Source organism: Pimelobacter sp. 30-1 (genome assembly GCF_018831735.1).
In the GTDB taxonomy this organism is placed as follows: Bacteria; Actinomycetota; Actinomycetes; order Propionibacteriales; family Nocardioidaceae; genus Nocardioides.
Genome location: NZ_NHTS01000003.1, coordinates 497,630 through 510,670, shown reverse-complemented (window position 1 = coordinate 510,670; position 13,041 = coordinate 497,630). Strand labels below are relative to the sequence as shown.

The following is a 13,041-nucleotide window of genomic DNA, read 5'->3' as shown; positions in this document are numbered from 1 at the left end:
GACAACAAGGGAGATCCCCGAAATGTGGCAGCAATTGGTCGAAGCCGGCCTCGATCCGAAGGACGCGCACTTCTACCTCGCCGTCCTCCGCCGAGGCAGGACGACGGTCGCCGAGGCCGCGCGCGAGGCCCACGTCAGCCGGACCAGCGGCTACGACATCGCCCGCCGGCTGCAGGCCCGCGGCCTGATCGGACGGGTCGAGTCAGGTCCCAGCGACAGCGAGGACCTGCGCACGCAGAGCCACCTCGTCGCCAACGATCCCGAGCACCTGCTCGACGAGTGGGCGAACCGGCGTCGCGTCCTGGACGACGTCGTACCGCAGCTGCGGGCGCTGTTCTCGGCCAGCCGGTCGCGGCCCAAGGTCCGCTACCTGGAGGGAGCGGCGGGCATCCGGGCCGCGCTGTTCGAGACGCTGGAGTGGACGTCGCCCATCCGCGGGATCCTCTCGATGCGGGACCTGATGAGCGTCCCGGGGGAGGCCGCGATGGAGGAGTACATCGCCGGCCGGCGTGAGCGCGAGCTGGTCCTGCGCGTCGTCCGCACCCGCGACCACGACTGGCCCCAGGGCTGGCTCACGAGCGCCGCCGACTACCGCGTCGTCAAGCACGCGCCACCGGAGTACGAGTTCACGATGACCGCGGTGATCGGCGAGCACCAGGTGGTCAACCTGTCGTCGGCGCGGGAGACGTTCGCGATGGTCATCGAGAGCGAGGAGTACGCCGAGATGCAGCGGAACTTCTTCGAGGTGCTGTGGAGCGTCAGCAAGAGCGCGGAGGAGGACGGCTCAGGCGTTCCCGCCTGACAGCGGCGACGACAGCTTCACCGACCGCCACCCGTCACCCGCCCGCGTCGGCACCCACCGCCGCCAGTGCTTGCCGGACAGCTTGAACGACAGGTTGTCCTGCACGTGCCGCGCCCCGGCCTCGAGCCGTGAGTCACCCGGCAGGTTGAGCCACAGCGACAGTGAGGACGCCGAGGTCCCCACGGTCGCCCGTACGCCGGACTGCCCGAGCAGCCGCCCGTAGCCGTCGACGGCGAAGCCGCCGTAGGCGTCCGCCCCCACCCCCGCGTACGGCGTCCCGTCGGCCGGGTCGACCAGGTCCACAGCGACGCTCAGCGTGAGCGCCGCCAGCGCGCCGCCGTAGGCCGTCACGGCGGTGCCCGCGCTGTCGAGAACCACCAACGCAGCCTCGACGTTGTCGGGCCGGACGTTCCAGGTGGTGTGGGTGCGGGAGCGCTGGCGTGGGCCGCCGAGGGAGTCGGTGGCGGCGGCAACGAGGCGCGCGGTCTCGTCGGGCGTGCCACCGGCGGCGACCTGGAAGCCCCAGGTGGGTGCGCCGAGGGGAGCGGTGCAGGCGTCGAGGAAGGTCTGGACGCGGTCGAGGGCCTGGGCGGGCCGCTTGGTGCGCAGGGAGTGGGCGCCGCCGGCGGCAGCGGGCAGGCCGTCGTACGTGACGACCTCGGGGGGCTGCGACATGCCTGAACCCTAGGCAGGGTGGCAAGAACTCGGGTGCGCCGGTCCGCCGGGGCGTGGTCTGCTGGCGTCATGTCTCGTGACCTCGTGCACCCACCCAAGGCCCGCCCCGGCGACCGGATCGCCGTCCTGTCGCCGTCCTTCGCGGCGCCGGCGGTCGCCCCCGAGGTCCACGAGCAGGCGATGCGGCGGCTGGCCGAGGTGACCGGGCTGGTGCCGGTGGAGTACCCGACCACCCGCAAGCTGGGGGCGACGGCGGAGGAGCGGGCGGCCGATCTCAATGCGGCGTTCGCCGACCCGGACATCCGGTCGGTGATCGCGACGATCGGCGGCGACGACCAGATCACGGTGATCCCGCACCTCGACGCCGACGCGGTACGCCGCGACCCCAAGCCGTTCCTGGGCACGAGCGACAACACCAACCTGCACCAGTGGCTGTGGTCGCAGGGAATCGCCAGCTTCTACGGGGGTTCCACGCAGGTTCATGTCGGGCCGGGTCCGGACCTCGACCCCGAGCACACGGCGTCCCTGCGGGCCGCGCTCGTCGACGGTGGCCGGCTGGAGATCACCGACCCGGGGGAGTCCGAGGACGTCGGCAAGGACTGGAACGACCCCCTCGCCCTCACCGAGTACGGCGACCGCGAGCCCACCGAGCCCTGGCACTGGGCGGGCCCGGCCCGCGAGGTCACCGGCCCCACCTGGGGCGGGTGCGTCGAGGTCCTCGAGTGGGTGCTCGCGGCCGGCCGGTTCACCGCTGCGCCCAGCGCCCTGGATGGCGGCGTGCTCCTGCTCGAGACGTCCGAGGAGCTGATGCCGGCCCGCGAGGTCGGCTGGATCATCCGCAACCTCGGCGAGCGCGGACTCCTCGCCGCTGCCGACGCCGTGCTCCTGGCCCGGCCGCCCGTCTCCGACTTCGTACGACGTCCCGACCCGGCCGAGCGGGCGCGCCTCCGGGCCGAGCAGCGCGACGTGGTCGTCGACCTCGTCGCCCGCTACAACCCGGAGGCGGTCGTGTGCGTCGGCGTCCCGTTCGGCCACACCCGGCCGCAGTGGATCCTCCCCCACGGGGGATCGGTCACGGTCGACGGTGCGAGCCGGACGGTGCACGCCGACTACGCGTGAGCGGCGCAGGGCGGCTCACCAGGCGGACTCGAGGAGGCCGACGATGTCGGACTCCGTGACCTGGCGGGCGTTGCCGGCCATGGAGATGTCGCCGGCGATCTCGGCCGCCATCTCCGCGAAGGGGGCCCGGCTGCCGCCGGCCTCGGAGATGCGCGTGGGCACGGGGAGCCGGGCGATGAGCTCGGCGACGAGACCGGGCGCGATCGACTCCGCTCCGTCATCGGGGCGGCCGAACGCGGCGGCCACCTGTGCGAGGCCGGGCCGCGTCGCTGCGGCGTTGAACGCCATCACGCGCGGCAGCATGATCGCCGACGAGACCCCGTGCAGCAGGTCGAACCGGGTGGCGAGCTGGTGGCCGACGGCGTGCGAGAGGCCCGCGCCCGTGTTCGTGATGCCGTAGATCGCGAGCCAGGCGGCCTGGAGGCAGGCCGAGCGGGCGTCGAGGTCGCCCGGATCCGCGACGCTGCGGGGCAGGTTCTCGTCCAGGAGCCGGATCGCGCGGGCGGCCAGCGCGTCGACGAACGGCATGCTCCCCGTCGCCAGCATGCTCTCGACCGCGTGGTCGAGCGCCCTGACGCCGGACGCCGCCCACAGCCAGGGTGGCGTCTGCGCGGCCACCTCCGGGTCCAGGACGACGGACCTAGGTGCGAGCGCGCGAAAGCGGTAGATGTGCTTGGCCCGGGTGGCGTCGTCGGTGATGCCGATGATGTCGGTCAGCTCGGCACCCGAGAGCGTGGTCGGGACGGCGACGTGCGGAACCGCGGTCGTGAGGTCGCGGGGGAGGGTCGTCGTCCCGTCGGCCTCGCGGCGGGCGCGGTAGCCGTCGAGCGCTTCGGGGTCGTCGATGCCCGCCGAGAGGCACAGCGCCACGGCCTTGGCGCAGTCGATGGAGGTCCCGCCGCCAAGGCTCACGACGCTGTCCGCGCCCTGCGTCCGCGCGGTCCGCGCGGCGGCGACCACCGCGGAGCGCGGGACGTGCTGGGGGACGTCGTCGACCACGGCGGCCGACCGGTCGCCGAGGAGGGTGCGGAGGCGCGCGCCGATCTCGCCGCGCGCCAACGACCCCGACATCACGACCAGGGGCCGGGCGGCGCCGAGGCCGTCGAGCACGGCCGGCAGCGCGTCCAGTGCTCCGGCTCCGAAGGTGATCGATTCGACGGGTGGGGTGGTGAAGACGCGCATCCGGGCTCCTCGGGGGAAGGCCGGCGTCGGTGACGCCGAGCGTTGACAGACTTCAAAGTCGTTCATATGGTTTCGATCACATCAAAGAATGACTTTAGAGTCAACAAACTGACCAAGAGGCCATCAAGGAGGACGGATGCTCGACGTATCCGGCGTGGAGGTCCGCTTCGGCGGCGTCCGGGCGCTCGACGGGCTGACGATCACCGTGGGGGAGGGCGAGGTCGTCTCGCTCATCGGCCCCAACGGGGCCGGCAAGTCGACCGCCTTCAACGTGATCACCCGGATCGTGCGGCCCCAGGCCGGCGCGGTCCGCTTCCGGGGCCGGGACGTGCTCGCCCTTCCGGCGCACGCCGTCCCCGGGCTCGGCATCGGGCGCACCTACCAGGGGCTCGAGCTCTTCGCCTCGATGACGGTGGGCGAGACGCTCATGGTGGGTCACCACGCGGTGGACCGGTGCGGCCTGGTCGCCGCCGCGCTGCGGGTGCGACGGGGCGCCGGAGTGGACCGCGCCGCGCGCACCTCGGCGCGCGAGATCGCGGAGCGGCTCTCGATGACCGAGCTGTGGGACGTCCCCGTGACCACGCTGCCCTACGGAGTGCAGAAGCGCGTCGACATCGGCCGCGCTCTCGTCGGCCGCCCTGCGCTGCTGCTGCTCGACGAGCCGGCGGCCGGGCTGACCCATCACGAGCTCGACGGCCTGGGTGCGTTCATCCTCGGCCTGCGCGCCGACCTCGCCATGTCGGTGCTGCTCGTGGAGCACCACATGCCCCTGGTGATGGCGATCAGCGATCGCATCAACGTCCTCGACTCGGGGCGTCCACTGGCGACGGGCACGCCTGCCCAGATCCGTGAGGACGCGCGCGTGATCGAGGCCTACCTCGGCGTACCCGCGGGAGGCGGCCGTGCTTGAGCTGCGTGAGGTCACCGTGTCCTACGGCGCCGTGGCCGCGGTCGGCGGCGTCGACCTGGACTGCGCCCGGGGAGAGGTCGTCGCCCTGCTCGGCGCCAACGGCGCCGGCAAGTCCAGCGTCGTCAAGGCGATCAACGGGCTGGTGCGCCCGATCGGCGGCACCGTCGTCTGGGACGGCCGTGCCGTCCACGACTGGTCGCCCGACCGCATCGCCCGAGCCGGCATCGTCTCCGTCCCGGAGGGCCGCGAGGTGTTCGGCGGACTCACGGTCGCGGAGAACCTGCAGCTGGGGTCCTACCGCCTGGGCCGGCGCGGCGCGGGCGACCGGGCCGCGCTCGACCAGGTGCTCGACTACTACCCGGTGCTCGCCGCCCGCTCGGGCCAGGCGGCGCGCACCCTGTCCGGTGGCGAGCAGCAGATGCTCGTCATCGGGCGGGCGCTGATGGCTCGCCCGGAGCTGCTCCTGCTCGACGAGCCCTCGCTCGGCCTGGCTCCCAAGATCGTCGCCGAGGTGTACGCGACCCTCCGCCAGGTCTGCCGGGACCTCGACCTCACCGCACTCGTGGTGGAGCAGGACATCTCGGCCGTGCTGTCGGTGGCCGCCCGGGCGCACGTCATGGAGGCGGGGAGGATCCGGGTCTCCGGCAGCGCTGCGGAGATCGGCGACGACGAGTCCCTCCGCGAGATCTACCTGGGGGCCCGGTCATGAGCCTCAGCCTGCAGCTGGTCGTCGACGGCGTCGCGATCGGCGTGATCTACGGCCTCGTCGCCCTCTCCCTGCTCATGGTCTACCGCTCCACGGGCGTGCTCAACTTCGCCCAGGCGGAGATGGCGTCCTTCTCGACGTACGTCGCCTGGTCGCTCATCGTCGGCGCGGGACTCGCGCTGTGGCTGGGCCTGCTCGCGGCCGTGGTGCTCGCCTTCGTCCTCGGCGTGGTCGTCGAGCGCGTCTTCGTGCGTCCGGCGGGGACCGGTCGGCCGTTGACGGTCATGATCGTGACGATCGGCCTCTTCATGCTGTTCAACAGCCTCCAGCGCGACTGGTGGGCCGGCGGCCCGCGGGCGTTCCCGTCGCCCTTCCCCGCAGGGACGGTCACGATCCTCGGCGCGCAGGTCAGCTGGGTCAGCATCGGCATCCTGGTCGTCGCGACCGGCGTCATGGCCGCGCTCTCCGCACTGTTCCGCCTGACGCGCGTCGGGCTCGCGATGCGCGCGGTCGTCGACAACCCCACCGCGTCCGCACTGATGGGGATCTCCAACCGTCGGGTGATCTCGCTCGGCTGGGGACTGGCCTCCGCTGTCGGCGCCATCGGCGCGATGCTCGCGGCGAGCCTGCTCCTGCTCGATCCGGGCACGGCCTTCGCCCTGCTGCTCTTCTCCTTCGCGGCCCTCGTGCTGGCCGGGATGACGAGCCCCGTCGGCGCGGTCACCTGCGGTGTGCTCCTCGGTCTGCTCAACGCAGTCGCGAGCAGCGTGGAGGTCATCGGCACCGACCTCAGCACGGTCGTCACCCTCCTCGTCCTGGTGCTGGTCCTCGTGGTCCGCCCAGGCGGTCTCTTCGGAAAGGTCGCGGTGGTCAAGGTATGAGCCGGCATCGCATGCTCCTCGCGAGCGCCACGGGCGCGGGGGCGACCGCGGCCGCCTTCGCGCTCCTGTACGCCGTCGTGTGGGTCCCGGGACTCGTCGTCCTCGCCGTGGCGGTGCTCGTCGGGGCGGCCGCCGGCCGCTCCCTCGGCCTGACGACGAGGACGGCCGCGCTGTGCCCGGTCGCGACAGCGGCGCTGCTCGCGCCGCAGGTGGTCGCGCCGACCGATCTCGTCCAGGTCCTGGTGCTCGGGATCGCGGCCCTCGGGCTGCAGGTGCTGCTCGGCACGAGCGGCCAGCTCAGCCTGGCGCAGGGCACGATGCTCGGGCTCGGCGGCTACACCACCGCGGTGCTGGTCACCGACCACGGTTGGCCGGCGCTGGCCACGCTGCCGGTGGCGGTCGTCGTCACCGGCGCCGTCGGATGGCTGCTCGGCGGGGTGGCGGCCCGGTTCGACGGCGTCTACCTGGTCATCCTGACCGGCGCCTTCGCCATCGTCGTCCCGATCCTGCTCAAGTACTTCGAGGGACTCACCGGCGGGGTGCAGGGCATCTCGGTATGGCTGCCGGAGTCGCCGACGCCGCTGCTCGGAGACGACGAGTACCTCTACCTGCTGGTGCTGGCTGCCACGGCGGTCGCGGCGGGCCTCACCTGGAACGTGACCCGCGGGTCGGTGGGGCTGGCCCTGCGTGCGCTCCACGACAGCCCGGTCGCGGCGCGCGGCGTCGGGATCAACCTGCGCCGGGCCAAGATGCAGGCCTTCCTGGTCAGCGCGCTGCTGGCCGGGCTCGCCGGTGGCCTCTACGCGCTCTCGGTCGGCTTCGTCAGCCCGGACAGCTTCGGCCTGCTGCTCGGCATCCACCTGCTGGTGATGGTCGTGCTCGGCGGCAGCGGCTCGATGGCCGGCGCCTTCCTGGGCGCCGGCGCCGTCCACCTGCTGCAGGTCCACCTGCGCGAGATCGCGATCCCCGTCGGCGGCGGCCACGAGGTGCCGCTCGGGCCCCAGGCGGTGTTCGGGCTGGTCCTGGTCCTCGTGCTCCTGCTGGCCCCGTCGGGCCTGGCCGGGCTGCCGGAGCGGATGCGCACCCTCGTGGCCGATGGCCGGCGAGGCCACAGAGCAGGGCGCCTCGACGACCGCCCGTCTCGGTCCGTCGTCGAAACAGCGAATCCACCCATGCACGACGCAACACGAGAAGGAGAAGCAGGATGAGGAGAGCCAACGTGCTCATGGCGGCAGCGGCCGCGCTGGTGCTCGCCGCGTGCGGTGGAGCCCGGGGGGAGGCCGGATCCGACGACGTCGGCGTGACCAACGACGTCATCCGGCTGGGGATGACGGCACCGCTCAGCGGTCCCGGGGCCTCGTACGGCGACTTCGCCAAGGGGATGCAGGCGTACTTCGAGAAGGTCAACGCCGACGGCGGTGTGCACGGCCGCAAGATCGAGCTCATCGTGCGCGACGACGCCTACGACCCGGCCAAGACGGTGGCCGAGACCAACCGGCTGATCGAGTCCGACAAGGTGCTCGCGATGGTCGGCGGGGTCGGTGGCGCGACGCAGAGTGCGGTGGCCTCGACGAACAACCGCAACAAGGTGCCGACCCTGCTCGCGATCACCGGGCTCGACGCCCTGGTCGAGCCCGCACTTCCGTACGTGTCGATCCTGCAGCCGACGTACGGCATGGAGTCCGAGCTGTGGGCCGAGTACATCGCCGAGCACCACGCGGGCGCCAAGGTCGGCCTGCTGTACCAGAACGACAGCTCCGGCAAGACGGTCGACGGGGTCCTGTCGAAGACGTTCGGCGCCGACTACACGAGTCAGGGATACGACACGACCGACGCCGACGTGTCGACCCAGATCACCGCGCTGCGTGAGGCCGGTGCCGAGGTCGTGCTCTTCGCCTCCGCGCCGAAGTTCGCCACGCTCGGGCTCCTCGCGATCGACCGCCTCGGCTGGAAGGTGCCGACCCTCGTCTCGTCGGTGGGCTACGACTCGAGCGTGGTCGAGAACGCCGGCCCGGCCGCGGACGGCGTGGTCTCTGCGCTGTCGGTGCGGCCCTACCAGGACGAGGCCGACCCTGTGGTGGCCGAGGCCAACGACGTGGTCCGTGAGCACGGCAAGGGCGTCGAGCCCAACCAGTGGACGATGGTCGGCGTCGCCAACGCGATGATCGTCACGGCGATCCTCGACTCCGCAGGCGAGGACCTCGACCGCGACTCCCTCCTGGAGGCGCACGACTCGCTCGTCCTCGACGAGGGGCCGTGGTTCGGCTCGGTCGAGCTGTCCGCCAGCGATCGGGTCGCACTCGGCTGCTTCGAGCTGGTGCGCCTCGAGGGCGGCGAGCACGAGGCTCTCGGCGATCCGGTCTGCCGCTGACGTCCGCTCGTCTCCGGCGGTCTCCGCCGTCCCCGGGGTGCTCGGTCACCCCGGGGATCCGGCATTCCGGAGTCAGTCAACTGGCGACGAAGTCAGCGTGTTGCCCGGCGGAGTCGGCCTCGGCACAATGGGGCGGACGACAGAGCCGACGAGGAGGTCTCGGGCGTGGCCCGCTGGGAGAACGATCGCAGGACGAGCGACCAGATCCGCGAGATCAAGCGGCAGGCGGTCCTCAAGGAGGCCTCGCGCGCCTTCGGGCGCAAGGGCTACCACAACACGTCGCTCGACGACGTCGCCCGCTCGCTCAACATCTCCAAGGGCACGCTCTACAACTACGTGCGGGACAAGCAGGAGATCCTCTTCGAGTGCCACAAGGAGGCTCTCGAGATCGGCGACGAGGCAATGGCCCACGCGGCCGCCGCAGCCGACGGGGCCGCGCAGCTGCGCTCGGCGATCTCCTTCTACCTGGAGCGGATCGCCGAGAACCTCGGCGCCTGCGCCGCCCTGCTCGAGGTCGACGCGCTGCGCCCTGAGGACCGCAAGGTGGCCGTCGAGCGCCGCCGCGGGTTCGAGCAGCGGATCTCGGCGATGGTCGAGCGCGGTATCGAGGACGGTTCCCTCAAGCCGGGGCTCGACCCACTGCTCGTCGTCCGCACGGTGATGGGAGCGATCAACTGGATCCCCCGGTGGTACGACGCCGACAAGCACGCCGCGCCCACCGAGCTCGCCGCGGCGATGTCCGCGATGCTGCTCGATGGGCTGACGGCGGCCTGAGCCTCAGGGGAGCGGCGGCAGCAGGTCGGCGTTGGCCTCGCCGACCTCGGGCACCCCGGCGGCCGGTCCGGGACGGTCACCGTCGAAGACCAGCGGCTGGGCGACGTACCGGAAGTCGGAGCCGTCTCGGTAGGGCGCCTCGGTGAAGAGCCGACGGGCTCGGAAGTGCTCGTCCTCGAGGACCTCGCCCAGGTCGAGGACCGGCGCCCAGGCGACGTCGGCAGCGTCGAGGGCCGCGCCCCAGGCGTCCCGTGGCCTCGTGAGCAGGGTCTCGCGGATCCGCTGCTCCAGCTCGTCGCGCCGAGCCAGCCGCTCCGGCCGCGCCAGGTCGCGGACGTCGCCGAGGCCGAGGACGTCGCACAGCGGCGTCCAGAACCAGTCCTCGTAGGCGACCGACAGGCTCAGGCGCCGTCCGTCGGCACAGCGGAAGAGGCCGTACGCCGGCTCGGCGGAGCCCAGCGCCGGTGCGGGGTGCCCGTTGGCGGCGGGGACCAGCTGCGCCGTCAGCCAGGAGACGAGACCGTCGGTCATGGACACGTCCACGTGCGCCGCGGTGCCGGTGCGGTCGCGCTGGCGCAGTGCGGCGAGCGCGCCGACGAGCGCGAACATCGCCGACGACAGGTCGCCGAGGGCCAGGTCGCTCGCCGGCGGCTCCGTGCCCGCGTCGGCGAGCAGGCCCGCCGCGGCCTGGTACGAGATGTCGTGCGCCGGCCGGAGCCGGTGCGGTCCACTCTGCCCGAACCCGCTGATCGACACGTAGACGGTGGCCGGGTTGATGGCGCGGACCTGTTCGGGGCCGAAGCCGAGCCGCGCCATCGTGCCGGGGCGGAAGCCCTCGAGGAAGAGGTCCGCGGTGCTCAGCAGGTGACCCAGGCCGCGCCGCCCCTCGTCGGTCTTGAGGTCGAGCGCGACCGATCGCTTGCCGCGGTTCAGCGCGGCGTGGAACGCCGGGAAGGCGCGGGTGGGGTCACCCGTGCCGGGGCGCTCGACGATCACGACGTCGGCGCCGAGGTCGGCCAGGACCATCGTCGCGTAGGGGCCGGGGTACTGCTCGGCGGCGGTGACGACCCGCAGGCCGTCCAGGGGGAGGGACACGATTGCTCCAGTCTCGGTCGAGGGTTGATCAGAAGGCCGCGCGCCCGGTCAGGGCGCGGCCGATGATGAGGCGCTGGACGTCGGAGGGGCCTTCGTAGATCCGGGACATCGCGACCAGGCGGGCCAAGCGCTCGACGGGGTGGTCGGGCGTCGTGCCGTAGCCGCCGAGCAGCTGCTGGCTGCGGTCGACGACACGCTGGGCCATCTCCGTGGCGAAGAGCTTGGCGCGCGCGGAGGCCAGGTCGAAGGGCCGCCCGTGGTCCTTGAGCGCGAGCGCGTGGAACGCGAGCCCGCGTGCGGCCGCGATCTCGGTGTCGCTGTCGGCCAGCTTGGCCTGCACCAGCTGCTTCGCGGTCAGCGGTGCGCCGAACAGCACCCGTTGCTCGGTGTAGGCCAGGGCGCTGGCCTGGGCGGCCTGGGCGAGCCCGATCGCCGTGATCGCGACCAGGGCCCGGGCCTCCTGGAAGATGCTGAGCATGGCACCGAGCCCGCCGCCGTCGGTCGCGAGCCGGTGGTCGCGGGGGACCTCGACGTCGAAGGTGAGCTGCGCGGTCGTGGTCTCGCCGTTCGTGACGAGCGGGTCGACGAGGTAGCCGTGCGCCTCGCGGTCGACCACATAGAGGTCGAGCGCCCCGGACTCGTCGCTGCGGGCCAGCACGACGGCGAAGTCGGCGAGGTGGCCGTTCGTGATCCAGACCTTGGTGCCGCGCAGCCGGAACCCGGTCGCCGTCGGGGTCGCGCGCGTCGCGGTCTGCCCGACGTCCGAGCCGCCCGACGGCTCGGTGTTGGCCGTGCAGCCGATGCGCTCCGCGGCCAGCAGGGGAGCGAGGTAGCGCTCTCGCACCGCGCCCTGGCCGTGGCGGGCGAGGATCACGGCGACCGTCTCGTTGATGAAGGCGGGCGTCACGACGTCGTACGCGTGCTCGACACCGGCTTCCAGCAGCAGGCCAGCCGTCACCGCGTCGAGCCCGAGCCCGCCGGACGTGGCGGGGACCCGGCCGTTGCCGAGGCCGAACGGGAGCAGTGCCTTCAGCAGGGGGCGCACGGCCGCCGGATCGGCTCGGGCGGCGTCCGGGAGCCCGGCGGCGAGACGCTCCCGGCAGAACCGGGAGAAGGACGTGACGAGCGCCTGCTGCTCGTCGTCCCACGGGGGGAGAAGCACGGCGTACCTCCTATGACTTTCGAGTCCATAAAATGACGATGAAGTCAGACTAGGCCCGACGATCAGGCTCAGCAAGGGGGCTGAGAGGGCGGCGCACGGCCTTGACGCCCGCCGTCGCGGGGATCTACGGTGGTCTGACTACAAAGTCAGAAGAACAGATTGGTGGGTCAGACGTGGAGAACGTGGTCGTCGCCGGCGTCGGCATGACGTCGTTCGGTTGGTTCCCGGGCACCTCCACCGCGGACCTGGCGCGGACAGCGCTGGACGCGGCACTCGCGGACGCCGGCTGCGGGGTGGAGCAGGTCGGGTTCGTCGCCTATGCGAACTCGACCGCGGGCGTGATGGGCGGCCAGCACTCGATCCGCGGCGAGGTCGCGCTGCGGGACTCCGGGCTGCTCGGCAGCCCGATCGCGAACGTCGAGAACGCCTGCGCGTCCGGCTCGACCGCCTTCCGGACGGCCTGGCTCGAGGTCGCCTCGGGCGCGAGCGACGTCGCGGTCGCGATCGGCGCCGAGAAGATGTCGCACCCCGACAAGAGCGCCATGCTTGCCGCTCTCAACGCCGGCACGGCGGTGGAGGATCTCGAGGGCATGGTCGAGCGGCTCGGCGGCCGGCCCGATCGCAGTCTCTTCATGGACATCTACGCCGACGCCGCGCGCCGCCGGATGGCCGAGCACGGGCTCACCGCGGCCGACCTCGCCGAGGTGGTCGTCAAGAGCCGGCAGGCCGGTGCCCTCAACCCCCGTGCCCAGTTCCGGGCGACGACCACCACCGACGAGGTGCTGGCCGCGCGCCTCATCGCCGACCCGCTCACCCTGCCGATGTGCTCGCCGATGGGCGACGGCGCGGCTGCGATCGTGGTGATGTCCCCGGCTGCCGCGCGGCGACACGGTGTCGCCGCTCCGGTGCGGATCAGGGCGGTCGAGCTGACCTCGGGCCTCGGCGAGACGCCGGGACCGGTCGCGGCCGCGCGCGCCGCCGGCGCGGCCTACGAGAGCGCGGGGATCGGACCGGACGACCTGGACGTCGTCGAGGTGCACGACGCGACGGCGTCGGCCGAGCTCGGGCTCTACGAGGACCTCGGGCTCTGCGGCGCCGGCGAGGCAGCCGCGCTGCTCCGCTCCGGTGCCACCGCGCTCGGCGGCCGGGTGCCGGTCAACCCGAGCGGCGGTCTCCTCTCCCGGGGGCATCCGATCGGTGCCACCGGCTGCGCCCAGGTCGTCGAGCTGGTCGACCAGCTGCGCGGCCGAGCCGGCGACCGGCAGCGTGACGGCGCCCGGGTGGCGCTGGCGGAGAACGGCGGCGGCTGGCTCGGGAACGACGCCGCGGTCGCCGTCGTCACCGTTCTCTCGAGCTGATCTCCC

Annotated in this window: 13 protein-coding genes; 9 read left to right on the top strand and 4 right to left on the bottom strand. The window is 72.7% G+C overall.

Annotation, left to right across the window (positions count from 1 at the left end; genetic code table 11):
- Nucleotides 1-22 precede the first annotated feature (22 nt).
- Entirely contained in the window at nucleotides 23-802 is a 780-nt protein-coding gene (locus CCO04_RS07850) for a TrmB family transcriptional regulator (protein ID WP_215813538.1), read from the top strand.
- Here CCO04_RS07850 and CCO04_RS07845 read toward each other — a convergent pair.
- The gene (locus CCO04_RS07845; RefSeq protein WP_215813537.1) at nucleotides 785-1,477 is read right to left on the bottom strand and encodes a hypothetical protein; all 693 of its coding nucleotides are present in this window, start codon (nucleotides 1,475-1,477) and stop codon (nucleotides 785-787) included. The genes CCO04_RS07850 and CCO04_RS07845 overlap by 18 nt on opposite strands.
- A gap of 69 nt (nucleotides 1,478-1,546) precedes the next feature.
- Here CCO04_RS07845 and CCO04_RS07840 point away from each other — a divergent pair, with 69 nt between their 5' ends.
- Nucleotides 1,547-2,596, top strand: coding sequence for a S66 peptidase family protein (locus tag CCO04_RS07840; protein ID WP_215813536.1), 1,050 nt, complete (start codon nucleotides 1,547-1,549; stop codon nucleotides 2,594-2,596).
- Between the two features lie 15 nt (nucleotides 2,597-2,611).
- On the opposite strand, the gene CCO04_RS07835 is transcribed toward CCO04_RS07840, so the two are convergent.
- Nucleotides 2,612-3,778: an iron-containing alcohol dehydrogenase gene (locus CCO04_RS07835; RefSeq protein WP_215813535.1), complete on the bottom strand. Its 1,167-nt coding sequence runs from the start codon at nucleotides 3,776-3,778 to the stop codon at nucleotides 2,612-2,614.
- Between the two features lie 136 nt (nucleotides 3,779-3,914).
- Between CCO04_RS07835 and CCO04_RS07830 the strand changes: the two genes are divergently transcribed.
- The 6 genes from CCO04_RS07830 (at nucleotide 3,915) to CCO04_RS29685 (ending at nucleotide 9,420) form a co-directional block, all read left to right on the top strand.
- A complete protein-coding gene (locus tag CCO04_RS07830) occupies nucleotides 3,915-4,688 on the top strand; it encodes an ABC transporter ATP-binding protein (RefSeq protein WP_215813534.1) in 774 nt (257 codons plus the stop codon).
- Nucleotides 4,681-5,397 (top strand): ABC transporter ATP-binding protein, encoded by a 717-nt coding sequence (locus tag CCO04_RS07825; RefSeq protein WP_151582050.1) that lies wholly within the window; start codon nucleotides 4,681-4,683, stop codon nucleotides 5,395-5,397. The genes CCO04_RS07830 and CCO04_RS07825 overlap by 8 nt, the downstream gene beginning before the upstream one ends.
- Nucleotides 5,394-6,275, top strand: coding sequence for a branched-chain amino acid ABC transporter permease (locus tag CCO04_RS07820; protein WP_215813533.1), 882 nt, complete (start codon nucleotides 5,394-5,396; stop codon nucleotides 6,273-6,275). Before CCO04_RS07825 ends, CCO04_RS07820 begins: the two co-directional genes overlap by 4 nt.
- A gap of 11 nt (nucleotides 6,276-6,286) precedes the next feature.
- The gene (locus tag CCO04_RS07815; protein ID WP_215813532.1) at nucleotides 6,287-7,483 is read left to right on the top strand and encodes a branched-chain amino acid ABC transporter permease; all 1,197 of its coding nucleotides are present in this window, start codon (nucleotides 6,287-6,289) and stop codon (nucleotides 7,481-7,483) included.
- Entirely contained in the window at nucleotides 7,480-8,646 is a 1,167-nt protein-coding gene (locus tag CCO04_RS07810; protein ID WP_215813531.1) for an ABC transporter substrate-binding protein, read from the top strand. Before CCO04_RS07815 ends, CCO04_RS07810 begins: the two co-directional genes overlap by 4 nt.
- A gap of 165 nt (nucleotides 8,647-8,811) precedes the next feature.
- Complete coding sequence (locus CCO04_RS29685) at nucleotides 8,812-9,420, top strand: TetR/AcrR family transcriptional regulator (protein ID WP_161605460.1); 609 nt, start codon at nucleotides 8,812-8,814, stop codon at nucleotides 9,418-9,420.
- Nucleotides 9,421-9,423: 3 nt separating this feature from the next.
- Here CCO04_RS29685 and CCO04_RS07800 read toward each other — a convergent pair whose 3' ends face one another.
- Together CCO04_RS07800 and CCO04_RS07795 are read right to left on the bottom strand one after the other, a co-directional pair.
- Entirely contained in the window at nucleotides 9,424-10,515 is a 1,092-nt protein-coding gene (locus CCO04_RS07800) for a CaiB/BaiF CoA-transferase family protein (protein ID WP_215813530.1), read from the bottom strand.
- A gap of 28 nt (nucleotides 10,516-10,543) precedes the next feature.
- Entirely contained in the window at nucleotides 10,544-11,677 is a 1,134-nt protein-coding gene (locus tag CCO04_RS07795) for an acyl-CoA dehydrogenase family protein (protein WP_215813529.1), read from the bottom strand.
- A 173-nt stretch (nucleotides 11,678-11,850) separates the two neighbouring features.
- On the opposite strand from CCO04_RS07795, the gene CCO04_RS07790 reads away from it, so the two are divergent.
- A complete protein-coding gene (locus CCO04_RS07790; RefSeq protein ID WP_151582057.1) occupies nucleotides 11,851-13,035 on the top strand; it encodes a thiolase family protein in 1,185 nt (394 codons plus the stop codon).
- The last annotated feature ends 6 nt before the right edge of the window (nucleotides 13,036-13,041 follow it).

What these genes read in the sequence shown, in the direction of transcription:
- CCO04_RS07850 (WP_215813538.1), top strand. Translation starts at nt 23, where the DNA reads ATGTGGCAGCAATTGGTCGAAGCCGGCCTCGATCCGAAGGACGCGCAC.
- CCO04_RS07845 (WP_215813537.1), bottom strand. Translation starts at nt 1,477, where the DNA reads ATGTCGCAGCCCCCCGAGGTCGTCACGTACGACGGCCTGCCCGCTGCC.
- CCO04_RS07815 (WP_215813532.1), top strand. Translation starts at nt 6,287, where the DNA reads ATGCTCCTCGCGAGCGCCACGGGCGCGGGGGCGACCGCGGCCGCCTTC.
- CCO04_RS07820 (WP_215813533.1), top strand. Translation starts at nt 5,394, where the DNA reads ATGAGCCTCAGCCTGCAGCTGGTCGTCGACGGCGTCGCGATCGGCGTG.
- CCO04_RS07830 (WP_215813534.1), top strand. Translation starts at nt 3,915, where the DNA reads ATGCTCGACGTATCCGGCGTGGAGGTCCGCTTCGGCGGCGTCCGGGCG.
- CCO04_RS07835 (WP_215813535.1), bottom strand. Translation starts at nt 3,778, where the DNA reads ATGCGCGTCTTCACCACCCCACCCGTCGAATCGATCACCTTCGGAGCC.
- CCO04_RS07810 (WP_215813531.1), top strand. Translation starts at nt 7,480, where the DNA reads ATGAGGAGAGCCAACGTGCTCATGGCGGCAGCGGCCGCGCTGGTGCTC.
- CCO04_RS07840 (WP_215813536.1), top strand. Translation starts at nt 1,547, where the DNA reads ATGTCTCGTGACCTCGTGCACCCACCCAAGGCCCGCCCCGGCGACCGG.